This is a genomic window from Acidovorax sp. Leaf78 (assembly GCF_001422735.1).
Taxonomy (GTDB): domain Bacteria; phylum Pseudomonadota; class Gammaproteobacteria; order Burkholderiales; family Burkholderiaceae_C; genus Acidovorax.
In genome coordinates this window covers 1-20,991 of the sequence record NZ_LMLZ01000008.1, presented here as the reverse complement: position 1 = coordinate 20,991, position 20,991 = coordinate 1, and the positions used below count along the sequence as shown (strand labels likewise).

Annotated in this window: 20 protein-coding genes, 1 tRNA gene and 1 pseudogene; 9 read left to right on the top strand and 13 right to left on the bottom strand. The window is 65.0% G+C overall.

Features of this window, described 5'->3' with window-relative positions; all coding sequences use genetic code 11:
- Positions 1-53: 53 nt before the first annotated feature.
- Complete coding sequence (locus ASF16_RS07550; RefSeq protein WP_056164945.1) at positions 54-1,064, bottom strand: hydroxymethylglutaryl-CoA lyase; 1,011 nt, start codon at positions 1,062-1,064, stop codon at positions 54-56.
- Positions 1,061-2,290 carry a CaiB/BaiF CoA-transferase family protein gene (locus ASF16_RS07545; protein ID WP_056164943.1) on the bottom strand — a complete coding sequence of 410 codons (1,230 nt, stop codon included), beginning with the start codon at positions 2,288-2,290 and terminating at the stop codon, positions 1,061-1,063. The genes ASF16_RS07550 and ASF16_RS07545 overlap by 4 nt, the downstream gene beginning before the upstream one ends.
- A gap of 291 nt (positions 2,291-2,581) precedes the next feature.
- Between ASF16_RS07545 and ASF16_RS07540 the strand changes: the two genes are divergently transcribed.
- From ASF16_RS07540 to efp, 3 genes are all read left to right on the top strand, one after another.
- Positions 2,582-3,466: a LysR family transcriptional regulator gene (locus tag ASF16_RS07540; RefSeq protein ID WP_056164942.1), complete on the top strand. Its 885-nt coding sequence runs from the start codon at positions 2,582-2,584 to the stop codon at positions 3,464-3,466.
- Positions 3,467-3,476: 10 nt separating this feature from the next.
- Positions 3,477-4,649 carry an elongation factor P maturation arginine rhamnosyltransferase EarP gene (gene earP / locus ASF16_RS07535; RefSeq protein ID WP_056164938.1) on the top strand — a complete coding sequence of 391 codons (1,173 nt, stop codon included), beginning with the start codon at positions 3,477-3,479 and terminating at the stop codon, positions 4,647-4,649.
- A gap of 162 nt (positions 4,650-4,811) precedes the next feature.
- On the top strand, positions 4,812-5,366 hold the full coding sequence (efp, locus tag ASF16_RS07530) for an elongation factor P (protein ID WP_056164937.1): 555 nt from the start codon (positions 4,812-4,814) through the stop codon (positions 5,364-5,366).
- Between the two features lie 274 nt (positions 5,367-5,640).
- Here efp and rimO read toward each other — a convergent pair whose 3' ends face one another.
- Entirely contained in the window at positions 5,641-7,032 is a 1,392-nt protein-coding gene (gene rimO, locus ASF16_RS07525) for a 30S ribosomal protein S12 methylthiotransferase RimO (protein WP_056164935.1), read from the bottom strand.
- 188 nt (positions 7,033-7,220) lie between these two features.
- Complete coding sequence (gene phaR / locus ASF16_RS07520) at positions 7,221-7,757, bottom strand: polyhydroxyalkanoate synthesis repressor PhaR (protein ID WP_056164933.1); 537 nt, start codon at positions 7,755-7,757, stop codon at positions 7,221-7,223.
- Between the two features lie 237 nt (positions 7,758-7,994).
- Between phaR and ASF16_RS07515 the strand changes: the two genes are divergently transcribed.
- From ASF16_RS07515 to ASF16_RS26030, 3 genes are all read left to right on the top strand, one after another.
- Complete coding sequence (locus ASF16_RS07515) at positions 7,995-8,204, top strand: hypothetical protein (protein WP_056164932.1); 210 nt, start codon at positions 7,995-7,997, stop codon at positions 8,202-8,204.
- Between the two features lie 105 nt (positions 8,205-8,309).
- The gene (locus tag ASF16_RS07510) at positions 8,310-9,392 is read left to right on the top strand and encodes a mechanosensitive ion channel family protein (protein ID WP_056164930.1); all 1,083 of its coding nucleotides are present in this window, start codon (positions 8,310-8,312) and stop codon (positions 9,390-9,392) included.
- Positions 9,393-9,541: 149 nt separating this feature from the next.
- Complete coding sequence (locus ASF16_RS26030; protein ID WP_156371981.1) at positions 9,542-9,685, top strand: hypothetical protein; 144 nt, start codon at positions 9,542-9,544, stop codon at positions 9,683-9,685.
- Positions 9,686-9,823: 138 nt separating this feature from the next.
- Here ASF16_RS26030 and ASF16_RS07505 read toward each other — a convergent pair whose 3' ends face one another.
- The 5 genes from ASF16_RS07505 to ASF16_RS07490 all read right to left on the bottom strand — a co-directional run bounded on the left by ASF16_RS07505 (position 9,824) and on the right by ASF16_RS07490 (position 13,883).
- Positions 9,824-10,024, bottom strand: coding sequence for a hypothetical protein (locus tag ASF16_RS07505; RefSeq protein ID WP_056164927.1), 201 nt, complete (start codon positions 10,022-10,024; stop codon positions 9,824-9,826).
- Positions 10,025-10,114: 90 nt separating this feature from the next.
- Positions 10,115-10,273 carry a hypothetical protein gene (locus tag ASF16_RS26025; protein ID WP_156371980.1) on the bottom strand — a complete coding sequence of 53 codons (159 nt, stop codon included), beginning with the start codon at positions 10,271-10,273 and terminating at the stop codon, positions 10,115-10,117.
- A 250-nt stretch (positions 10,274-10,523) separates the two neighbouring features.
- Positions 10,524-10,600: transfer RNA gene (locus ASF16_RS07500), tRNA-Val, on the bottom strand.
- Positions 10,601-10,713: 113 nt separating this feature from the next.
- Positions 10,714-12,927, bottom strand: a complete 2,214-nt coding sequence (locus tag ASF16_RS07495) for a bifunctional (p)ppGpp synthetase/guanosine-3',5'-bis(diphosphate) 3'-pyrophosphohydrolase (RefSeq protein ID WP_056164925.1) — start codon at positions 12,925-12,927, stop codon at positions 10,714-10,716.
- Positions 12,924-13,883, bottom strand: a complete 960-nt coding sequence (locus ASF16_RS07490) for an alpha/beta fold hydrolase (protein ID WP_056164991.1) — start codon at positions 13,881-13,883, stop codon at positions 12,924-12,926. Before ASF16_RS07490 ends, ASF16_RS07495 begins: the two co-directional genes overlap by 4 nt.
- Before the next feature lie 72 nt (positions 13,884-13,955).
- Here ASF16_RS07490 and ASF16_RS07485 point away from each other — a divergent pair, with 72 nt between their 5' ends.
- Positions 13,956-14,738 (top strand): 3-hydroxybutyrate dehydrogenase, encoded by a 783-nt coding sequence (locus ASF16_RS07485; protein WP_056164923.1) that lies wholly within the window; start codon positions 13,956-13,958, stop codon positions 14,736-14,738.
- 130 nt (positions 14,739-14,868) lie between these two features.
- On the opposite strand, the gene ASF16_RS07480 is transcribed toward ASF16_RS07485, so the two are convergent.
- Positions 14,869-15,585 carry an SIMPL domain-containing protein gene (locus ASF16_RS07480; RefSeq protein ID WP_056164989.1) on the bottom strand — a complete coding sequence of 239 codons (717 nt, stop codon included), beginning with the start codon at positions 15,583-15,585 and terminating at the stop codon, positions 14,869-14,871.
- A gap of 217 nt (positions 15,586-15,802) precedes the next feature.
- On the opposite strand from ASF16_RS07480, the gene ompR reads away from it, so the two are divergent.
- Positions 15,803-16,534 carry a two-component system response regulator OmpR gene (ompR, locus tag ASF16_RS07475; protein ID WP_010460834.1) on the top strand — a complete coding sequence of 244 codons (732 nt, stop codon included), beginning with the start codon at positions 15,803-15,805 and terminating at the stop codon, positions 16,532-16,534.
- 10 nt (positions 16,535-16,544) lie between these two features.
- Entirely contained in the window at positions 16,545-18,074 is a 1,530-nt protein-coding gene (locus ASF16_RS07470) for an ATP-binding protein (protein ID WP_056164921.1), read from the top strand.
- Positions 18,075-18,213: 139 nt separating this feature from the next.
- On the opposite strand, the gene gudD is transcribed toward ASF16_RS07470, so the two are convergent.
- The 3 genes and pseudogenes from gudD to ASF16_RS07455 all read right to left on the bottom strand — a co-directional run.
- Complete coding sequence (gudD, locus tag ASF16_RS07465; RefSeq protein WP_056164919.1) at positions 18,214-19,566, bottom strand: glucarate dehydratase; 1,353 nt, start codon at positions 19,564-19,566, stop codon at positions 18,214-18,216.
- Between the two features lie 168 nt (positions 19,567-19,734).
- Positions 19,735-20,718: a tripartite tricarboxylate transporter substrate binding protein gene (locus ASF16_RS07460; RefSeq protein ID WP_056164917.1), complete on the bottom strand. Its 984-nt coding sequence runs from the start codon at positions 20,716-20,718 to the stop codon at positions 19,735-19,737.
- A gap of 90 nt (positions 20,719-20,808) precedes the next feature.
- A pseudogene (locus ASF16_RS07455) lies at positions 20,809-20,991 on the bottom strand (5-dehydro-4-deoxyglucarate dehydratase); the annotation flags it as partial.

The following is a 20,991-nucleotide window of genomic DNA, read 5'->3' as shown; positions in this document are numbered from 1 at the left end:
GGTTGTCTCCTGTCGTTGTGTTGTGGTCTTTGCCGCGGTCAGATCAAATCAGGTCACGCTCTGCCACGCTCGCGCTGCAGCGCGCGGTCGCGGATGGCCGCGAAATCTGCAGGCACCGGGTGCAGGTGCAGCCGGGGGCCGGCCTTGACGATCTGGCTCGGGATGTCGTGCCCGATCAACCCTGGCAGGCGTTCCGCCGCCGCCACCAGCGCGGCCAGGTCCACGCCGGTGTCGTAGCCCATGAGGCCGAGCGCATGCACGATCTCTTCGCTGCACACATTGCCGCTGGCGCCCGGCGCATAGGGGCAGCCGCCCAGCCCGCCCAGCGATGCGTCGAACCGGTCCGCGCCCGCATCGATGGCGGCCAGCACATTGGCCAGCCCCATGCCGCGCGTGTTGTGAAAGTGCAGTGTGAAATCCACGCCCGGCCAGCGCGCACGCGCCGCCGCCGTGATCTGCGCCACCTGGGTGGGAAAGGCCATGCCCGTGGTGTCGCACAGCGTGATGCCGCCCACACCCAGGTCCACGAACCGCTGCACCCAGCCGAGCACCGCAGCCTCGGGCACGTCGCCCTCCATGGGACAGCCGAACACGCAGGACAGCGACACGTTGACCGCCACGCCCGCAGCCTGGGCCACGGCCACCACCTGCGCCAGCGAAGCGAACGATTGTTCTTGCGTCATGCGCAGGTTGGCGATGTTGTGCGTGGCACTCGCGGACATCACCAGGTTCAGCTCGTCCGTGCGCGCCTCGATGGCGCGCTCGGCCCCGCGCAGGTTGGGCACCAGCGCGGTGTACACCACGCCGGGGCGCCGCTCGATCTCGCGCATTACGATTTCGGCATCGCGCAGTGCGGGGATGGCGGTGGGCGACGTGAACGAGGTGGCCTCGATCTTGGCCAGCCCGGTGGCCGACAGCGCATTGACGAGCGCGATCTTGTCGTCGGTGGGCACGAAGGCCTGCTCCATCTGCAGGCCGTCGCGCGTGCCGACCTCCTGCATGTGGATACGGCGGCCATGGCCCTGCCAGACGCTGGCGCCGGTCGAACGGGTGGTGGTGGTCATTGGATCACTCCCTTGCTGCGCAGCAGACCGATCTGCTCTGCCGTCAAACCGGCCTCGGCCAGCACCGCATCGGTGTCGTCGCCCAGGTGCGGCGCGCTGCTGCGGATGCTGCCCGGCGTGCCCGAGAGCTTGGGCACGATGCCCGGCACCTGCACGCTGTAGCCGTCGCGCGTCTGCTGGGTCAGCAGCATGTCGCGGGCCTGGTAGTGCGGGTCTTCGGCAATGTCCCGGGCTGTGTAGACCTTGCCCGCGGGCACACGGGCACCGCCCAGCGTCTCCATCACCTGCTGCACCGAGCGCGCGGCGGTCCAGCTGCCGATGGCGGCGTCGATTTCTGCCACCCTTGCCACGCGGCCTGTATTGCTGCCCAGATCGGGCGCGTCGGCCAGGTCCTGCCGGCCGATGGCCGCCATCAGCCGCTTGAAGATGCTGTCGCCATTGCCGGCCACCAGCACCCAGCCGTCGGTGCAGGGGTAGGCGTTGCTGGGCGCGATGCCCGGCAGTGCGCTGCCCGCGGCCTCGCGCACCGCGCCGAACGCGCTGTACTCGGGGATCAGGCTTTCCATCACGTTGAAGACGGCCTCGTGCAGCGCCACGTCGATCACCTGGCCCTGTCCGCCGTTGACCTTGCGGTGGTACAGCGCCGTCAGCACGCCGATGGCGCCGTGCAGCGCGGCCAGCGTGTCGCCGATGGACACGCCCACGCGCACCGGCACGCGGCCGGGCTCGGCCGTCAGGTGGCGCAGGCCGCCCATGGCCTCGCCGATCACGCCGAAGCCCGGCAGGTCGCGGTAGGGGCCGGTCTGGCCGTAGCCCGAGATGCGCAGGATCACGAGGCCCGGGTTGAGCGCGTGCAACTCGTCCGGCGACATGCCCCAGCCCTCCAGCGTGCCGGGGCGGAAGTTCTCGATCAGCACGTCGGCCTCGGCGATCAGGCGGCGGGCGATATCCTGGCCCTCGGCCTGGCGCAGGTCCAGCGCCACCGAGCGCTTGTTGCGCGACTGCACCTGCCACCACACCGACGTACCCTCCTTGATGAGGCGCCAGTTGCGCAGCGGGTCGCCGCCGGGCACGCCGGGCCGCTCGGGGTCGGCCGGGGCTTCGATCTTGATGATCTCGGCGCCGAACTCGCCCAGCGTCTTGCCGCAGAAAGGGCCGGCGATCAACTGGCCCATCTCGATCACGCGCACGCCGTGCAGGGCGGACGACGAAAAGGGTGAATCCATGGAAATAGGTGTCTCCTCAAAGGTGGGGGCGCGACGCGCCAAGCCCCCCAAAAACCCCCCAAACGTTCACGCTGAACTTGTCGAAGCGTGGTGCAGGGCACGGCTTCGCCAAGCTCAGTCCGAACGGCGGGTGTATGGGCCAGCGCCGGGCGTGGCTCTCTGTATGTTGGCGCGAATGATGCGCACAGCCTGCCCGTCTGCAAAACGCTGATGCACGAAGCTGCCATCGCAAACCGGCATGGTGGCGCAGCACCAGCGTTACCATCGACACCCCCGCCCACCCGCACCGCCATGAAGCTCGACCCCGTTTCCCTGCGCCTCTTCGTTGCCGTGATGGAAGAAAGCACCATCGCTGCTGCTGCCGCGCGCGAGCACCTAGCGGCCTCGGCCGTGAGCCGGCGCCTGGCGGACCTGGAGGGCACGCTGGGCGTGGAGCTGTTCACCCGCAGCAACAAGGGCACCGAGCCCACCGCGGCCGCCTACGCGCTGCTGAACCTGGCGCGCGGCGTGCTGAACGACCTGGACGGCATCGCCAGCCAGATGCGCGAATACGGCGCCGGCGTGCGCGGCCATGTGCGCGTGGTGGCCAACATCTCGGCCATCACGCAGTTCTTGCCTGCGCAGTTGCAGAGCTTCATGGCGCTGCACCCGCAGGTGGACGTGCGGCTGCAGGAGCAGATCAGCACGTCGATAGCCCAGTCGGTGGCCGAGAACGCGGCCGACGTGGGCATCCTGAACCAGGGCCAGTATGGCGACCGGGTGGTGCAGCTACCCTACCGCACCGATGAGCTGGTGCTGCTGGTGCCCACGGGCCATGCGCTGGCACGCCGCAAGAGTGCCCGCCTGGCCGACGCCCTGCCCTACGACTTTGTCGGCGCGCACCCCGGCAGCGCCATCAACAACCAGCTGACCCGGGCTGCGTCCGAGGCCGGCCTGCCGCTGCGGCTGCGCATGCAGGTCACCAGCTACGACGCCCTGTGCCTCATGGTGGCCGCCGGCCTGGGCGTGGGCGTGATGCCGCGCGGCAGCGCCGCCCTGTACAAGGGCACGCAGCCGATCCGCGTCGTGACGCTGGACGAGCCCTGGGCGCACCGTCAACTGGTGCTGTGCGTGCGGTCGGAAGAATCGCTCTCCAGCGTGGCACGGCTGCTGGTGGACCACCTGCGCGCGGGATGAGGCGGCACCGATGACCTCATCCCAACCTCCCACCTTGCCTGCCGAGCCCGCCCTGCAGTGGGACGTGTTTTGCCGCGTCATCGACAACTTCGGCGACATCGGCGTGTGCTGGCGCCTGGCCACGCAACTGGCAGCCCACGGCCAGCAGGTGCGCCTGTGGGTGGACGATGCGTCGGCCCTGGCGTGGATGGCGCCCGGCGGCTGCCCCGGCGTGGAGGTGCGCGACTGGCATGCCCCGCCGCCCGCAGCCACCGATCGTGCGCCGGATGTGATGGTGGAGGCCTTCGGGTGCGAAATTGCTCCTGAATTCATAGCTTACAGCGCGCTCTCAGCAAGCGGTAGCGGCCAAAAACCTGTGTGGATCAACCTTGAGTACCTGTCGGCCGAAGGCTATGTGGAGCGCAACCACCGCCTGCCGTCGCTGATCATGTCAGGCCCGGCGTCAGGGTGGACCCGCTGGTTCTTCTACCCCGGTTTCACGCCTGCCACGGGCGGCCTGCTGCGCGAAGACGACCTGATGGCCCGGCGCGATGCGTTTGACCGCACGGCCTGGCGCGCGGCGCACGCGGCCGCCCCAGGGCTTGCCTCTGCAGACGGGGTGGATACCGCCACCTGGATCTCGCTGTTCTGTTACGAGCCCCCGGCCCTGCCCGAAATGCTGCGGCAACTGCTGCAGCAAAGCCAGACCCAGCCCGTGCAGTTGCTGGTAGCCCCGGGCCGCCCTGCGGCAGCCGTGCAGGCGGCCCTGGCAGACATTGAGGATCAAAATGGCCCCCAGCGCTTGCCTGACAAGCGCGACCAGCTATCAATTTCATACCTGCCTGCCCGGCAGCAGCCTGCCTTTGACGCCATGCTGTGGGCCTGCGACCTGAACCTGGTGCGCGGCGAGGACTCGCTGGTGCGGGCCCTCTGGGCCGGGCAGGCGCTGGTCTGGCACATCTACCCACAAGACGACAACGCCCACCACGACAAGCTGCAGGCGTTTCTCGACTGGCTGCAGGCACCCGCTTCGCTGCGGGCCTTCCACGCGGCGTGGAACGCCATCGACGACACGCCCTTGGCCATGCCCGACACCGCAACGCTCGCCGAATGGACTGCCTGCATACAGGCCGCCCGTGCCCGGCTGCTGACGCAGGACCACCTCGTCGCGCAACTTTTGGGGTTTGTCGCCGAAAAACGGTAAAATCCAAGGCTTTGCGCAAAACAGGTGCGGCACATTGGTGCACAGCACTTGCGCATTCCCGCCGCGGAACATGCATTGGCACGGCGCGCCTTCTGCCTTTCAGAGAGAAAGCAGAAAGCCACCGGCCCGCGCGTTGAGCGGCCCCAACCCAAGCAACTCGCTATGAAAATCGCTCAAGAAATCCGCGCCGGCAATGTGATCATGCACGGCAAGGACCCCATGGTTGTCCTGAAGACCGAATACGCCCGTGGCGGCCGCGGTGCAGCCACCGTGCGCATGAAGCTCAAAAGCCTGATCGGCAATTTCGGCACGGAAAACGTGTTCAAGGCCGACGACAAGATCGACAACGTGATCCTGGACAAGAAGGATTGCACGTACTCGTACTTTGCAGACCCCATGTACATCTGCATGGACACCGAATACAACCAGTACGAAGTCGAAGCCGAAAACATGGGCGACGCACTGAACTACCTGGAAGACGGCATGGCCCTCGAAGTGGTGTTCTACGACGGCAAGGCCATCTCGGTCGAACTGCCCACCAGCGTCGAGCGCGAAATCACCTGGACGGAACCCGCCGTCAAGGGCGACACGTCCGGCAAGGTGCTCAAGCCCGCCAAGATCGCCACCGGCTTTGAAGTGCCCGTGCCGCTGTTCGTCAGCCAAGGCGACAAGATCGAAATCGACACCCGCACCGGCGAATACCGCAAGCGCGTGTAAGGCGAAGAAAGGAGCTGGCCGGTGTGCCAGCTTCTGTCTCCGGCCCGGCCGATGTGCCGGCAAAACAAAAGGCTTCCCTCGGGAAGCCTTTTTTGTGTCTTTTGAGCCGCTACCGCTTGTCTGATAAGCGCGATCAGCTATCGTAATGATAGCAAATGGAATGTGGCAATACTGACAACGCCGCTATCACCAGTACCACCCTTACCGCCAGGACGACCAGACCACGGGCCCGCCAGTCCCATCAGCCCATCACAGCCTAACCAACCGCCAGCCGTCAGATCGGCACGGCCACCAGGTCATGCCCCTGCGTGCCGACGATGCGCGCACGGGTGAACTCGCCCACTTTGAGCTGCTTGCTGATCTTCTCAGGCGGCAGCAGGTGCACCACGCCGTCGATCTCGGGCGCATCGGCATAGCTGCGGCCCCGGCCGCCCTTCTTGCCCAGCGCAGGGGCGTGGTCCACCAGCACCTGCATGGTCGCACCCACGCGGCGCTGCAGCTTGGCGATGGAGACTTCTTCGGCCACGGCCATGAAGCGGGCGCGGCGCTCTTCGCGCACTTCCATGGGCAGCATGCCGGGCAGCTCGTTGGCGGCAGCACCGTTCACGTCGCTGTAGGCAAAGCAGCCTGCGCGGTCGATCTGCGCTTCGCGCACGAAGTCGAGCAGGTGCTGGAACTCTTCTTCGGTCTCGCCCGGAAAGCCCGCAATGAACGTGCTGCGGATCACCAGCTCGGGGCACACCTCGCGCCAGCGCTGGATGCGCTCCAGGTTGCGCTCGCCGCTGGCTGGGCGCTTCATGCGCTTCAGGACATCGGGGTGGCTGTGCTGCAGGGGCACATCCAGGTACGGCAGCACCTTGCCGGTGGCCATGAGCGGCAGCACCTCGTCCACGCTCGGGTAGGGGTACACATAGTGCAGCCGCACCCAGGCGCCGTAGGGCTCGGCGATCCCGCCCAGCGTCTGCACCAGCTCCAGCATGCGGGTCTTGACGGGCTTGCCATCCCAGAAGCCGGTGCGGTACTTCACATCCACACCATAGGCGGAGGTGTCCTGGCTGATCACCAGAAGCTCCTTCACGCCGCCCGCAAACAGGGCCTTGGCCTCGCTCAGCACATCGCCTATGGGCCGCGAGACCAGGTCGCCGCGCATCGACGGGATGATGCAGAACGTGCAACGGTGGTTGCAGCCCTCGCTGATCTTCAGGTACGCGTAGTGCTTGGGCGTGAGCTTGATGCCCGCAATGCCGAAGCCGCCCGGCACCAGGTCGATGAAAGGGTCGTGCGGCTTGGGCAGGTTCAGGTGCACCGCATCCATGACCTCCTGCGTGGCATGCGGGCCAGTCACGGCCAGCACGCTGGGGTGCATTTCGCGCACCAGGTTGCCGCCGCCCTCGGACGCGCGTGCGCCCAGGCAGCCGGTGACGATCACCTTGCCGTTTTCAGCCAGGGCCTCACCGATGGTGTCCAGGCTCTCCTTGACGGCATCGTCGATGAAGCCGCAGGTGTTGACGATGACCAGATCGGCGCCGTGGAAGGTTTTGGAGGTCTCGTAACCCTCAGCGCTCAGTTGCGTGAGGATAAGTTCGGAGTCGGTCAAAGCCTTCGGGCATCCGAGGGATACAAAGCCGACTTTGGGTGTTTTCGTGGGGGAGAGTACTTCGCTCATCCCCGTATTGTCCCAGTTCCGGCGTTGCACCGGTGGAGGAACCGCTCCACAGGTGTATTTACGATGCCCCCGACTTCAAAAAACTGGCGCTCCGCAAACCAGTGCCACCGTGGATCCGCCTCTGCCGGTCCACCGGAGGCGTCCCCTTGGAGGAAGCCGCGCAGCGGCTCAGGGGGTCTTCTCTCTATTTATCGTTTTATTCCAAACGCCCCCAGCATCTGCTCCGTCTGCTTTTGCATCTGCTCCTGCATCTGCGTGAGCATGGACTGCGACTGCTCGACATAGCTGCCCATCATGCCCTTCATCATGGGCGACTGCAGGCTCATGAACTGGGCCCACATCTCGGGCGTCACGCTTTGCGACTGCTCGGCCAGCTTGGCTTGGATATCGGTGAAGGCCTGCACGTTCTTTTCAAGGTAAGCACCCATGAAGCCCTGCATCGCGTGGCCGTAGAACCGGATGATGTTGGCCAGCACGGTCTCGGTGAACATCGGCGCACCGCCGGCTTCCTCCTCCAGAATGATCTGCAGCAGGATGCTGCGAGTCAGGTCATCACCGGTCTTGGCGTCGCGCACCACCACGAGCTCGCGGTCCATGACCAGCTGGCGCACTTCGGCCAGGGTAATGTAGGTGGACGTTGTGGTGTCGTACAGGCGGCGGTTGGGGTACTTCTTGATCACGCGCTGGGTGGTCTTTGCGGCAGCGGCGCTTTGCGAATCGGGCACGACGGACTCCTCGGGGTTGCACCCCTTGTATTGCAGTGCAGCAGATTCTAGAAGTCGAAGCCCTGCAGACGGCGCAGGATAACCCTAATGGGGCCAGCAGGCGGCCTCTCAGCCGACGGTGGTGCAGGGAAGGCCTGACCGCCATGCGCCCGAGCAATATCGGCCTTGGCTGACATCGCCGTGCAGTGAGCCTGCCGACAATGTCAACAGGTCCACATCACGCGAGAGAGCACCACCATGGCTGACAGCAACACGTCCAAAGTCGACAAGGCCGAGAAGGAAATCGGCAACGTCCTCGCGGATCTGGAAAACGATACCGATTCGGAAGTCCAGAAAATTGCCCTGGAAGACATGGTGGAGGTCGACCCCGCAACTGGCAAGCCTGCGGTACACAAAGGCGTGGATGTCACCGTCACACCGCGCCCCAAGCGACAGTGGATTCGCTAGGCATGCAGTCCAGTCATTTCCACTTGACGCCATACCGGTCCCACTTTTCCCTCCACTCCAGCGGACCCAACGACAGGCCCGCCGACCTTGCTCGGCGGGTGTGTGATGGTTGAGTTTCCGTCGCTCACTCCCTGGTCATCGACGGCGCTGATCGCTCTGGCGGCTGCACTCGTCGCCGCCATCGTCCACCGCATCACGGCCGTCGTGCTGCGCCGTGTGACCGCCCCACTCCCCCTGGTGCACACCGTGGTCGTGGCATGCATTCCGGTCATGCGTGTGCTGCTGCCGCTGGTTGCACTGCAGGCCGTCTGGCAAGGGGCCAGTGACGACATCAGGCACATTGCGGGTGTCCGGCACCTGAACGGGTTGGCACTGATTGCAGGTACCTGCTGGCTCGCCATCAATGCCATACAGGCGCTGGCCAACGGCATCGTGGCGCGCCACCCTGCCGATGTGGAAGACAACCTCACTGCCCGCCGCATTGCCACCCAGGCCCGCGTGCTGGCACGCACGGCGATGACCGGCGTGGTGATGGCGGGCGTGGCGCTCATGCTCATGACCTTTCCGGGCGCCCGGCAGGTCGGCGCCAGCCTGCTTGCATCGGCGGGGGTGGTGGGCATCGTGGCGGGCATCGCAGCCCGGCCTGTTTTCAGCAACATGATTGCCGGGCTGCAGATTGCGCTGGCACAGCCCATCCGCATCGATGACGTGCTCATCATCGAAGGCGAATGGGGGCGTGTGGAGGAGATCACGTCCACCTACGTGGTGCTGCGCATCTGGGATGAGCGGCGGCTGATCATTCCTCTGCAGTGGTTCATCGAGCACCCTTTTCAGAACTGGACGCGCACAAGCTCTGAAATTCTGGGCACGGTGTTTTTGTATGCAGACTACCGGTTGCCGCTGGAGCCACTGCGGGCGGAGCTTCAACGCGTGCTGGACGCCGCGCCGGAATGGGACAAACGGGTGAGCGTTCTGCAACTGACCGACGTCACCGAGCGGACCATCCAGATCCGCGTACTGGTGTCGGCACGATCGTCGGGGCTGGCGTTCGATTTGCGTTGCCGGGTGCGTGAGGCGCTCGTCACTTTTATCCAGAGGGAATATCCGGACTGTTTGCCGCAGGTGCGCATGCCTGTTGATGCTCGCTCACCCATTGCAGGCACGTCAAACCTGGGTGAGGGCTTGTGACGGTGGTCTACAAGCTTCGCACATTGGGTGTCATCCTGCCACTGCGGGTTGATCGGGGTGTTCTCTGGCACCAAGCCGCCGCCGTCATCCGTAAGGTTGGCTTATTGAAAGCAGTTCTTCATCCCCTCAACACCACAAGGACCCCAGCCATGGAAACTCCAGCTCCTTCCCCTGTTCCACCGTTTCCGCCCGTGGACAACCCCGTTCCCTGGACGCCTGACTCGCCACAAGGCGACCCTCCAGCCCAGCCCGGAACTCCGCCGGTGCAGGACCCACCGCCGCATTTCAACTGAGATTGATGTGTCGTAGTTCCATGCCAGCTCTTACGCTGGCATTCACCCGGCTTGACGCTGCTATAGATACCTGCGAGCCAACTGCTGACTTGGGGACGCAGGTGTTGAGTTGACCTTGGGATGAACCTAAGCGCCGTCTCACTTTGAAGACGATGCGCCTGCCAAGGCGGCATGGTTGATGGCAATCACCTGCGCGATGCCCAGAATATCTGCGCGAGAAATAGCCGCCGTCGGGAACAACTCAGTGGCCAAGCTTTGGGCTTCCTGAATCTGGGCGGCCGCCAGTACGCACGATTGATGCAGTGTGCGCGCCAGCGCGATGTTCGGGTCCTGGGCCATGTGCGTTCTTCCTTGAAATGATCAGCGAGTATGAGGGCTGAGCACCTGACCGATCAACAGGCAATGGACCGAAGGACCCTGTTTTTACGATCAGAACTGATAGCCCATCTTGAAATAGGCCACCATCAGCACTGCCAGCACCGACGCAAAGGCAGCAAACCAGAACACCCGAATGTCATACATGCCCATTTCAGGGTCAGTGTCCACGACACGTTGGCCTGCGGCTTGCGGATTGGACGAGATATTCATGATGTAACCCTTCTCTGTAGAGCATTGAAGGTACCGTGGCACCCCTGCCAGACGTGTCAGACAAAAGCCAATCGTGAGGAAGAGTTACTGCTGATGGAAGAGGTACACGCGAGCCTTCAGCACAAAGGACGAACCTGGCAAAGGCCGTCACTGAATCTGGCGAGGGAAACAAAAAAGCCGCTCTGTGAGAGCGGCTTGTGTTGCCAAGTTTTCAGCGGCTTCGAAGCCTGGTCTGCTTCGATTGAAAACTTGGTAGGCGCGATTGGACTCGAACCAACGACCCCCACCATGTCAAGGTGGTGCTCTAACCAGCTGAGCTACGCGCCTGTCGTTGTACAGCTTTCGATTATAGCCATAAAAATCGGCTCTACCGGAACTTGGAGCGAAATCGGTGCAAGTCAGTGGTGGAGTCGTTCACCCACATCGCGCCCAGCCCCCTATCAACGCCGGCGCGCTGAACGCACCCCCGGCACGGCGGCGACTATACCCAGCACCTTGTTCAACCGCCCCGAGTCGGCGACCTCGACCGTGAATGTCATCCAAGCCGTGCCTTTGACCGACTGTGTCTGCACGCCGATCACGTTGGTTTTCTCGCGGGCAAAGACTTCCGAGATGTCACGCAGCAGCCCTTGGCGGTCTGCGGCTTCCACGGCCACATCGACGGGATAGACGGCAGTCTGGGCAGCAGTTTTGGGCACGCCCCACTCCACCTCGATCACCCGCTCCACACTGCGTGCCGCCATCTCGCGAAAGTTGCTGCAGTCCGCGCGGTGCACGCTCACGCCTTTTCCGCGGGTGACGAAGCCGCGGATGTCATCCGGCGGCGCGGGCTTGCAGCACTTGGCCAGCTGCGTCATCAACGAATCGATGCCTACCACCAGCACACCGCCTTTGGGGGCCGACTCGTTGGTACGGGTTTTCTTGAGCAGCAGATAGTCATCGGGCTGCCGCACCGGCTCGGGCGGGCGCAGCACGGTCTCTATGTTGCGCAGCGAAAACTCATCCTTGCCCACCACTTCGAACAATGCGTCGGCAGACTTGAACCCGAGCTGCGCCGCCAGGTCGTCCAGCCTGATCGCGGTCTTGCCTTCGCGCTGCAGCAGTTTTTCGACCGACTCGCGGCCGCGGCCGATGGTTTCGTGCGTGGCCTGGGCGTTGAACCAGGCGCGCACCTTGGCCTTGGCGCGGTGGCTCGTCAGGTAGCCCAGGTCCGCGTTGAGCCAGTCGCGCGACGGACGGCCCTCCTTGACGGTGGAGATTTCGACCGTCTGCCCGTTTTGCAGCGGGGTGTTGAGTGGCACCATGGCGCCATCCACACGCGCACCGCGGCAGCGGTGCCCCACGCTGGTGTGCACCGCATAGGCAAAGTCCACCGGGGTTGCGCCCTGCTGCAGCTCGACCACGGCGGCGTCGGGGGTCAGCACGTAGATGCGGTCTTCAAAAAGGCCGCTGTTGGACTCATTGCCCGACAGGTCGCGCTCCCAGGCCAGCAACTGGCGCAGCACGGCGATCTTGGCGTCGTACTCGCCCGTGGCCGAAACGCCAGCGTAGCCTTTGCTGCCAGCCTCCTTGTAAGCCCAGTGGGCTGCCACGCCGTGTTCGGCATGGTCGTGCATGGCCTGCGTGCGGATCTGGATTTCGATGGGCTTGCCGTTGTCGTCACGCACGATGGTATGCAGCGACTGGTAGCCGTTGGGCTTGGGCTTGGCGATGTAGTCGTCGAACTCCTCGACCATGGGCTTGAACTGCTGGTGCACCCAGCTCAATGCGGCATAGCAGTCCTTGACGGTGGGCACGACCACGCGCAGCGCGCGGATGTCCAGCACCTGGTCGAAGTTGAGCGACTTGCCGCGCATCTTCTTGACGATGCTGTAGATGTGCTTGGGGCGGCCCTGCACGCTGGCGCTGATGCTGTGGGCGCGCAGGTCGGCCTCGACGCGCGAGCGCAGCTGCACCATGTAGACCTCGCGCTCGCCGCGTTTCTCGTCGAGCAGGCGGGCCACTTCCTTGTAGGTGTCGGGCTCCAGAAAGCGGAACGAAAGGTCCTCCAGCTCCCACTTGATTTGCCAGATGCCCAGGCGGTTGGCCAGGGGGGCAAACACTTGCAGCGATTCACGCGCCAAGCTGGGCGGCACGGGCCGTTTGCTGGCCGCATGAAAGCGCAGCGTCTGCAGGCGCGAGGCCAGTCGCAGCATGACCACCCGCAGGTCGCGCGAGAAGGCCAGCAGCATCTTGCGCACGTTCTCGGTCTGCAGTGCCTGGCCATCCGCCCGGTCTCCGGCGCGGGCCTGCTGCTGCACGCGCATGAGCTTGGTGGTCTCTACCGCCAGCGCCGCAAAGTTCTCGCCAAACGCTTTAGAGATGACTTCCTGCGGCTTGGTCAGGTGAATGCAGGCATGCACCAGATAGCTGGCCGCCTGCATGGCCTCGGAGCCACCAATGCCTTTGAGGATGACCGCCACGGCGTCTGCGTGGGCCAGCGTGTTCTCCCCCGAATCGAGTGTTTCGCCGGCCATCAGCGGCTCGGCGAAGGCCCGTGCGCGCACCAGCGCATTCACCTGCTCCGGCAGCGTGTGCGCGGTGGCAGCAATCAGCTGCGGAACGGCGTCTGGCTGGGGGGAAGCGATAGCAGAAGCGGAGAGATTGGTTTTCATCCAGCCGCTGCACCTTCTGCTGCCAGCAGGAAGCCTGTGACGGCTGCGACCTGGTCTGCTGCCACCAACGTGGGCGCATGCCCCACGCCTTCGAACTCGACCACACGCGCCCGGGGGCCCCGCTGCGTCATCGCCTGCGCTGTGTCGGGGGACAACAGATCCGACTGGGCACCGCGCAGCAGCAGCGTGTGTGCGGTGATGTGGTCATACAGCTGCCACAGCGCAGCCTCGCCCGCAGCCGCCATGTCTTGCGTCAACGCCTTGAAAGGCACCGCGATCTGGGGGTCGTAGTGCAGCGTCACGCCACCGTCTGGCAACGGCCGGACCATGGCACGAGACAATTCGAGCCACTGTGCCTGTGTGTGCGGCCCAAAGCTGGTGGAAACGGCCCACATCGCTTGGGCCGCCTGCTCCACCGATTCAAAACGGGCCATCTGTCCCAGGTACTGCCCGATGCGCTGCAGCGCCTGCCACTCGATGACAGGCCCGACATCGTTGAGCACCAGGCGCCGCACGGGTACCGGCAGCGGCAGGCCCGGCTGGCCCGCAACGCCCATGCCGATAAGGCCCCCCATGCTCGTGCCCACCCAGTCCAGCGTGGCGATGGGTGCCTGCTGGTGCAGTTGCGCCACCAGCGACAACATGTCGGCTGCGTACTGAGGGATCTGGTAAGACATGGGGTCTGCCAGCCAGTCGCTGCGGCCCCGGCCCACCACGTCTGGGCACACCACACGCGCATGCCGGGAGAGCGCTGCGGCCAGCGTGTCGAAATCGCGGCCCTGGCGCGACAGGCCGTGCACGCAGACCACCACATGCGGATGTGACGGATCACCCGTCGCGTTCCATTCCCAGTACGCCATGCGATGCTGCTGTGCAGGCGCAGGCGCTGTGCCTGCTGCCACCGGTGCCGCTGCGGGACCAGGGCACAGTACGTAGTTCAGCGTAGGTTCAATCATGGGGTGCGGAATCCGGGAGCAGCGCTTGATAATCAGCTGCGTTGCATCGTAATTCATTCGGGAGAGACTCTCATGCTGAAAGGCAAAACCGCCCTCGTCACCGGCTCCACCAGCGGCATTGGTCTTGGCATCGCCAAGGCCCTGGCCCGCCAGGGCGCCAACATCGTGCTCAATGGTTTTGGTGATGTGGAAGGCCCGCGCGCTGAGGTACTGGCCGCCGGCGAATCGGCAGGCATCCAGGTGGCCTACCACGGGGCCGACATGAGCCGTGCGGCGGATATCGAGGACATGATGAAGTACAGCGCCTCGCAGTTCGGGCGCGTGGACATCCTGGTCAACAACGCGGGCATTCAGCACGTGGCCAACGTGGAAGACTTCCCGGTCGAGCGCTGGGATTCGGTCATTGCCATCAACCTCTCCAGCGCGTTTCACACGTCCCGCCTGGCGCTGCCGGCCATGAAGATCGCGAACTGGGGCCGCATCATCAATGTGGCCTCGGTGCATGGCCTGGTGGGCTCAGCGCAGAAGTCGGCCTACGTGGCGGCCAAGCACGGCATCGTCGGGCTGACCAAGGTGACCGCGCTCGAGAACGCCACGACGGGCGTCACCTGCAACGCCATCTGCCCCGGCTGGGTGCTCACCCCGCTGGTGCAAAAGCAGGTCGATGCCAAGGCGCAGGAACATGGCCTGTCGAACGAAGAGGCCAAGAAGTTGCTGCTGGGCGAAAAAGAGCCGTCGATGCAGTTCACCACGCCCGAAGAACTGGGCGAGCTGGCGGTGTTCTTCTGCTCCCCTGCCGCCAACAACGTGCGCGGTGTGGCGTGGAACATGGACGGCGGCTGGGCTGCGCAATAAGCACTGCGGGCCTGATGCTCCCGCGCCGGGGAGCCTTCCCAGAAAAAAAGCGCCTGCCACAACGGCCGGCGCTTTTTCCATTGGCGCCCACCCCCCGCACGCCTTCGACGCGTGGCGGCGGGTGGTTCCGTCAACGCATCTGCACGGAGCCCGACACGTTCACGATGACCTGGGCCTTGCCCGCTTCCACCGGCACCGCGGAGTCCGAGAACGAACCCATCTTGGCCTCGGCAGCCATCATGCGGGGGCGCGGACCGGGCATCGACTCGTTGCTGTTCACCGCTACTTCGCGCAGGCTGTAGCCGCTGAAGCCGAAGCCCTTGGCCAGATCCGCCGCGCGCGCCTTGAACTGCTCGATGGCCTGGGTCTGGGCCTCGCCCTCCACCTTGGCGCGTGCTTCGCGCGACAGGCCGAACGCCACCTGACTGATGGCCATCGTCTGGATCTTGCCTGCGGTGGTGGTGATGCGCGAGAAGTCACGCCCTTCCAGTACCAGCTCTGCCCTGCCCTGCCAGCCGTTGATCTTGCCGTCCTTGCCATACCGCGGGTACAGGCCGAACGGGCCGGTGCGCACGTCCAGCTGCCCTGGCTGCGCATTGCGTTTGGCTTCGGTCAAGGCGGTGTCAAGCGCCTGCTTGAGTTGGGTCTGCACGGTGGCTGCATCTGCCGCCTCCTTGCTGGTGGCGAGGTTGAGTACCAGCAGGTCCTGCTGCACTTCGACCGTGCCTGTGGCCGACAACTGCACTACGTTGCGGGGCTCGGTGGCCGGTGCAGCGGTTTGCGCAAAAGCGGCTCCAGCGCAAGCCAGCAGGGCGCTGGCAGCTATCATTTTGGTAGTTTTTTTCATGGTCAGAAGGTCCTTCATGGCTGTACACAGCCTCCGTGTGGGCGTGTGCGGCCACCACCATAACCGCACGGCATGGCACACCGTTTGAAGCGCGCCGCACCAGCGTGCGAAGCTGGGCAAAACTTGTAACAGTTGGTCAAACCACCCCCCAAAACCCGAACTTCGGCGTTCCAAGTGGTCAGAATCGGCTCTGTTACAAATTGGACTTGAGATCTACATGGCCACAACAACCAATCGCACCGACAAAGTTCTCGTGGTGGACGACGACGCCCGAATCCGTGATTTGCTGCGCCGCTATCTGACCCAGGAAGGCTTCGAGGTCATGGTCGCGGAAGACGGCAAGGCGCTCAACCGCCTGCTCCTGCGCGAGACCGTGGACATCATCGTGCTGGACCTGATGATGCCGGGCGAAGATGGTTTGTCGATTTGCCGCCGCCTGCGCGCCGCCAATGACCGCACCCCCATCATCATGCTCACCGCCAAGGGCGAGGACGTGGACCGCATCGTGGGCCTGGAAGTGGGCGCCGACGACTATCTGGGCAAGCCTTTCAACCCCCGCGAACTGCTGGCCCGCATTCACGCCGTGCTGCGCCGCCGCCCCGCGCAAGAGGCTCCCGGCGCTCCGTCGGGCGACAACGAGGTCGTCACCTTCGGCCCGTTCACCTTTGACCTGGGCACGCGTGCCTTGCAGCGCAATGGTGAAGAACTGCCACTGACCACCGGTGAATTCGCGATGCTCAAGGCGCTGGTGCGCCACCCGCGCCAACCGCTGTCGCGCGAGAAGCTGGCCCTGCTGGCACGCGGCCGTGAGTTCGAGCCCTTCGACCGCAGCCTGGACGTCCAGGTCTCGCGCCTGCGCAAGCTGGTCGAGGTCGATGCGGCAGCACCGCGCTACATCCAGACGGTGTGGGGCGTCGGCTACGTGTTCGTGCCGGACGGAACCAGCTGAGCCCCTTTTCATGCGAAAGAATGACGGCAAGCCGAGACCCCCTTTCCGGCAATCCGTGACTGCCCCGGCAGACGCCACCAGCCCCGCGCCGCTCGAAGCCCTGCGCCTTGCCCGGGAGCAGCGCGCGCGCGTGGGGCTCAACCTTTTCTGGCGCACTTTCTTCCTGCTGGCCTTGCTGCTGGTGGGGAGCATCCTGGCCTGGCTGCAGACGCTGCGGGCGCTGGAGTTCGAGCCGCGCACCCTGCACACCGCCCAGCAGATCGCATCGCTGGTCAACCTGAGCCGTGCGGCATTGGTGCATTCGGACGCGATTGCACGCGTCTCGCTCATCAAGACCATGGCCGACCAGGAGGGTGTGCGCATTCTGCCGCGCGAGCCCAAGGACAAATTCGAGTTGCTCGAAGGCACGGCCCTGGGCAACCGCCTCACCGACGAGCTCACGCAGCGCCTGGGGCCCGACACCATCGTGGCACAGAACGTGAACGGCGAGACCGGCCTGTGGGTGGGCTTCAACATCAACGGCGACCCCAATTGGCTGCTGATGGACCGCTCGCGGTTCAGCCCGGCAGGTGGCCGCACCTGGCTCATTTGGCTCATCACCGCAGGCGCTTTGTCGCTGGCCGGTGCTGCAGCGATTGCGCGGCTGATCAATCGTCCGCTCAAGCAGCTGTCGTACGCTGCCAACCGCGTGAAGGATGGTGATTTTGCGGCCAGCCATCTGGATGAAGAGGTGGTGACCAGTGAGATCCGGGAGGTCAACATCGGCTTCAACCGCATGGCGCAAAAGCTGGCCAAGCTGGAGCAGGACCGCGCGGTGATGCTGGCCGGCATCTCGCACGACCTGCGCACGCCCTTGGCGCGCCTGCGGCTCGAAACCGAGATGAGCGTGAACGACGAAGTGGCACGCGAGCACATGGTGGCCGACATCGTGCAGCTTGACGCCACCATCGACAAGTTCCTGGACTACGCGCGGCCTGATCACGTCACGCTCACGCCGGTGAACCTGCATGCCGTGGTGTCGTCGTGCGTCTACGCGGTGCAGGACCACCGCGAGTTGCAGATCACGATGTCAGTACCCGAAGACCTGAACGTGCTGGCCGACGAGGTGGAGCTGGCGCGCGTGATCTCCAACCTGCTCGAAAACGCCCGGCGCTACGGCAAGGCCGAGGACACCGGCATCACCAACGTGGACATCGTCGCCAAGGGCCGTGAAAACTGGGTACTCGTCAAGCTGCGCGACCACGGCCCCGGCGTGCCGCCCGAGCAGTTGTCCAACCTGACCAAGCCCTTCTTCCGTGGCGACTCCGCGCGCACCGCCGCTGCGGGCGCGGGCCTGGGCCTGTCCATCGTGGACAAGACCGTGCAGCGCATGGGTGGCATCTTTGCGCTGGCCAACTCCAGCACGGGTGGCCTGGTGGCGCATTTGCAGCTGCAGCGCGCCACAGGGCTGCCGGATGGCGCCGACCCCAAGCAGCGGTTGCAGCGTCCGTCCGTCAAGCGCCAGCTGCCCCGGCGCCGGGCTGAAGACCGGACGGCCTGAGCGGCCCTACTCCCCGCCCAACGCAAAAAGCCCCGAACTTCGGGGCTTTTTGCTGGGTGTCGTCTTCGCGCTGAACTGGCTCGTCACGCGTTATTTAGCACCCTGGCTGTGCCTTGGCGATATGGCACAGCCTCTTCGTTCAACGCACCATGCACGGCGACTTGTTGTTGAACTTCCAGCCCGGAATCAGGTACTGCATGGCGATCGCATCGTCGCGTGCGCCCAGGCCGTGCTCCAGATACAGGCGGTGGGCACGCTCTACTTCATCCATGTCCAGCTCCACGCCCAGGCCGGGCTTTTTGGGGAGCTGGATGAAGCCGTCCTTGATCTGGAAAGGCTCCTTCGTCAGGCGCTCACCGTCCTGCCAGATCCAGTGCGTGTCGATGGCCGTGACCCGGCCGGGGGCGGCGGCGCCCACGTGGGTGAACATGGCCAGCGACACGTCGAAGTGGTTGTTGGAATGCGAGCCCCAGGTCAGGCCGAAGGCCTGGCACATCTGCGCCACGCGCACCGACCCGGCCATGGTCCAGAAATGCGGGTCGGCCAGCGGGATGTCCACCGACTGCAAGGCCAGGCTGTGGGCCATCTCGCGCCAGTCGGTGGCCACCATGTTGGTAGCGGTGGGCAGGCCCGTGGCGCGGCGAAACTCGGCCATCACCTCGCGGCCCGAGAACACGCCTTCGGCGCCGCAGGGGTCTTCTGCATAGGCCATGACGCCATGCAGGTCGCGGGTGATGCGGATGGCGTCTTTCAACAGCCAGCCGCCATTGGGGTCCAGCGTCACACGCGCTTCCGGAAAGCGCTCGTGCAGCGCGCGGATGGCCTCGACCTCTTCCTCGCCGCGCAGCACGCCGCCCTTGAGCTTGAAGTCGGCAAAGCCGTAACGCTCGTATGCGGCCTCGGCCAGGCGCACGATGCCGTCGGCGGTCATGGCCTTCTCGTTGCGCAGGCGGGACCATTCGTTGTCGGCACCAGGCTCGGTGCGGTAGGCCAGGTCGGTCTTTTGGCGGTCCCCCACGTAAAACAGGTAGCCCAGCATCTGCACCGATTCGCGCTGCACGCCATCGCCCAACAGCGCGGCTACGGGCACGTTCAGGTGCTGGCCCAGCAGGTCCAGAAAGGCTGATTCCACGGCGGTGACCGCGTGGATGGTGATGCGAAGATCAAACGTCTGCAACCCGCGCCCGCCTGCATCGCGGTCGGCAAACTGCGCGCGCATGGCGTTGAGCACGGCGTTGTGGTGCCCGATGGGGCGGCCCACGATCAGCGGCCGTGCATCCTCGATGGTCTGGCGAATCTTCTCGCCGCCGGGCACCTCGCCCACCCCGGTGTTGCCCGCGCTGTCACGCAGGATGATCAGGTTGCGCGTGAAGAACGGGCCGTGCGCGCCGCTCAGGTTCATGAGCATGCTGTCGTGGCCCGCCACGGGCACCACGCGCAGCTCGGTGACGACGGGGGTGCTGGCGGCAGAAGGGTTGGAAGAGGTGGTCATGGTGTTCTGGAATATGGGGGGAGCGCCCCCCGGGTCTTTCGTGTCAAAGCGGCTCACAAACCTCGGCGAAGCGGTTCTGGCCAGGCGCTACGTCGCAGGCAGTGCGGGTAAGTGCGGGTAGCACGACAAGACGGAGCAACAACGCCAGAAGAGCTTTTTGAGTCGCTCTCAATCGGCAGTGATCTTGCGGGTCTCGATGACTGTCTTCCATCGCGCAAATTCGCGAGCCTGGTAGGCGGTGAAGGCTTCGGGCGTGCTGGCCACGATCTCCAGGCCCTGGTCGAGCATCCGCTTCTTCACGGCAGGGTCGTTCATGGCGGCGATGGCAGCGTCCGAGAGTTTCTTTTTGACGGCAGGGGGCAGACCCTTGGGCGCGGCCATGCCTTGCCACGAGTACACCTCGGCACCGGCCACGCCAGCTTCTGCCAGGGTGGGCACGTCGGGCAGCACCGGGCTGCGCTTGTCGCCTGTCACAGCGATTGCATGCAGCTTGCCCGCACGAATGTGCTGCAGCACGGCGTTCACGTTCTGGAACGAAAACTCCACCTGCCCGCCCAGCAGATCGTTGATGGCCGGTGCGCCGCCCTTGTAGGGAATGTGCAAGCCCTCGGTACCGCTCTGCTGCCAGAAGACCTCGGCAGACAGGTGGTCTGACGAACCGTTGCCCGAGCTGGCGAAGCTCACCTTGCCAGGGTTGGCCTTGAGCTGCGCGATCACCTCCTTCACGGTGCGTGCCTTTTGCGCCGGCGAGGCCACCAGCACATTGGGCGCCTGCACAGGCACGGTGATGTAGTCGAAGTCCTTGAGCGCGTCGTACGGCACGCTCTTGAGCAGGTGTGGCGCGACGACGAAGGCGCCCAGGGACGACACCAGCAGCGTGTAGCCATCGGGTGCGGCGCGTTTGACGGCTCCCGCGCCCAGCGTGCCCGTGGCACCGGGGCGGTTGTCCACCACGAAGTTCTGGCCCAGCTTGTCGCCCATGTGCTGCGCCATGGCGCGGGCCACCATGTCGGTGGAACCGCCGGCCGGGAACGGCACGACGATGGTCACCGGCTTTTCAGGCCAGGCGGCGGGTGCGGTTTGGGCGGACACGCCCAGGGCCAGGGTGCAGGCGCTGGCGATGAGCAGCAGTGTCTTCGTCTTGATGAACATGGTGATGTCTCCAAAGGTGGATGGTGTCGACAGCCCTCTGCGGGGCCTGGGGTGGGCTCTTGCCTGGGTAGGAGGGATCGCGCGGCGGGTTTACTGCGGCCCGAGCTTCTGGATCAGCGCCTTGAGCTCTTCCACCTCGGCGGGCTTCAGGTCCGTCAGCGGTGCGCGCACCGGCCCACCGTCGTGGCCCACGATCTTGGCGCCCGCCTTGATGATGCTCACGCCGTAGCCTTCCACCCGGTTGCGAATCGCCAGGTAGGGCATGAAGAACTC

Coding starts and splice junctions, on each gene's coding strand:
- earP (WP_056164938.1), top strand. CDS start 3,477: ATGACCTCATCCCAACCTCCCACCTTGCCTGCCGAGCCCGCCCTGCAG.
- ASF16_RS07470 (WP_056164921.1), top strand. CDS start 16,545: ATGCGAAAGAATGACGGCAAGCCGAGACCCCCTTTCCGGCAATCCGTG.
- ompR (WP_010460834.1), top strand. CDS start 15,803: ATGGCCACAACAACCAATCGCACCGACAAAGTTCTCGTGGTGGACGAC.
- efp (WP_056164937.1), top strand. CDS start 4,812: ATGAAAATCGCTCAAGAAATCCGCGCCGGCAATGTGATCATGCACGGC.
- ASF16_RS07510 (WP_056164930.1), top strand. CDS start 8,310: ATGGTTGAGTTTCCGTCGCTCACTCCCTGGTCATCGACGGCGCTGATC.
- ASF16_RS26025 (WP_156371980.1), bottom strand. CDS start 10,273: ATGAATATCTCGTCCAATCCGCAAGCCGCAGGCCAACGTGTCGTGGAC.
- ASF16_RS07495 (WP_056164925.1), bottom strand. CDS start 12,927: ATGAAAACCAATCTCTCCGCTTCTGCTATCGCTTCCCCCCAGCCAGAC.
- ASF16_RS07550 (WP_056164945.1), bottom strand. CDS start 1,064: ATGACCACCACCACCCGTTCGACCGGCGCCAGCGTCTGGCAGGGCCAT.
- ASF16_RS07540 (WP_056164942.1), top strand. CDS start 2,582: ATGAAGCTCGACCCCGTTTCCCTGCGCCTCTTCGTTGCCGTGATGGAA.
- ASF16_RS07515 (WP_056164932.1), top strand. CDS start 7,995: ATGGCTGACAGCAACACGTCCAAAGTCGACAAGGCCGAGAAGGAAATC.
- ASF16_RS07545 (WP_056164943.1), bottom strand. CDS start 2,290: ATGGATTCACCCTTTTCGTCGTCCGCCCTGCACGGCGTGCGCGTGATC.
- ASF16_RS26030 (WP_156371981.1), top strand. CDS start 9,542: ATGGAAACTCCAGCTCCTTCCCCTGTTCCACCGTTTCCGCCCGTGGAC.
- ASF16_RS07485 (WP_056164923.1), top strand. CDS start 13,956: ATGCTGAAAGGCAAAACCGCCCTCGTCACCGGCTCCACCAGCGGCATT.
- gudD (WP_056164919.1), bottom strand. CDS start 19,566: ATGACCACCTCTTCCAACCCTTCTGCCGCCAGCACCCCCGTCGTCACC.
- ASF16_RS07490 (WP_056164991.1), bottom strand. CDS start 13,883: ATGATTGAACCTACGCTGAACTACGTACTGTGCCCTGGTCCCGCAGCG.
- ASF16_RS07480 (WP_056164989.1), bottom strand. CDS start 15,585: ATGAAAAAAACTACCAAAATGATAGCTGCCAGCGCCCTGCTGGCTTGC.
- ASF16_RS07460 (WP_056164917.1), bottom strand. CDS start 20,718: ATGTTCATCAAGACGAAGACACTGCTGCTCATCGCCAGCGCCTGCACC.
- ASF16_RS07505 (WP_056164927.1), bottom strand. CDS start 10,024: ATGGCCCAGGACCCGAACATCGCGCTGGCGCGCACACTGCATCAATCG.
- rimO (WP_056164935.1), bottom strand. CDS start 7,032: ATGAGCGAAGTACTCTCCCCCACGAAAACACCCAAAGTCGGCTTTGTA.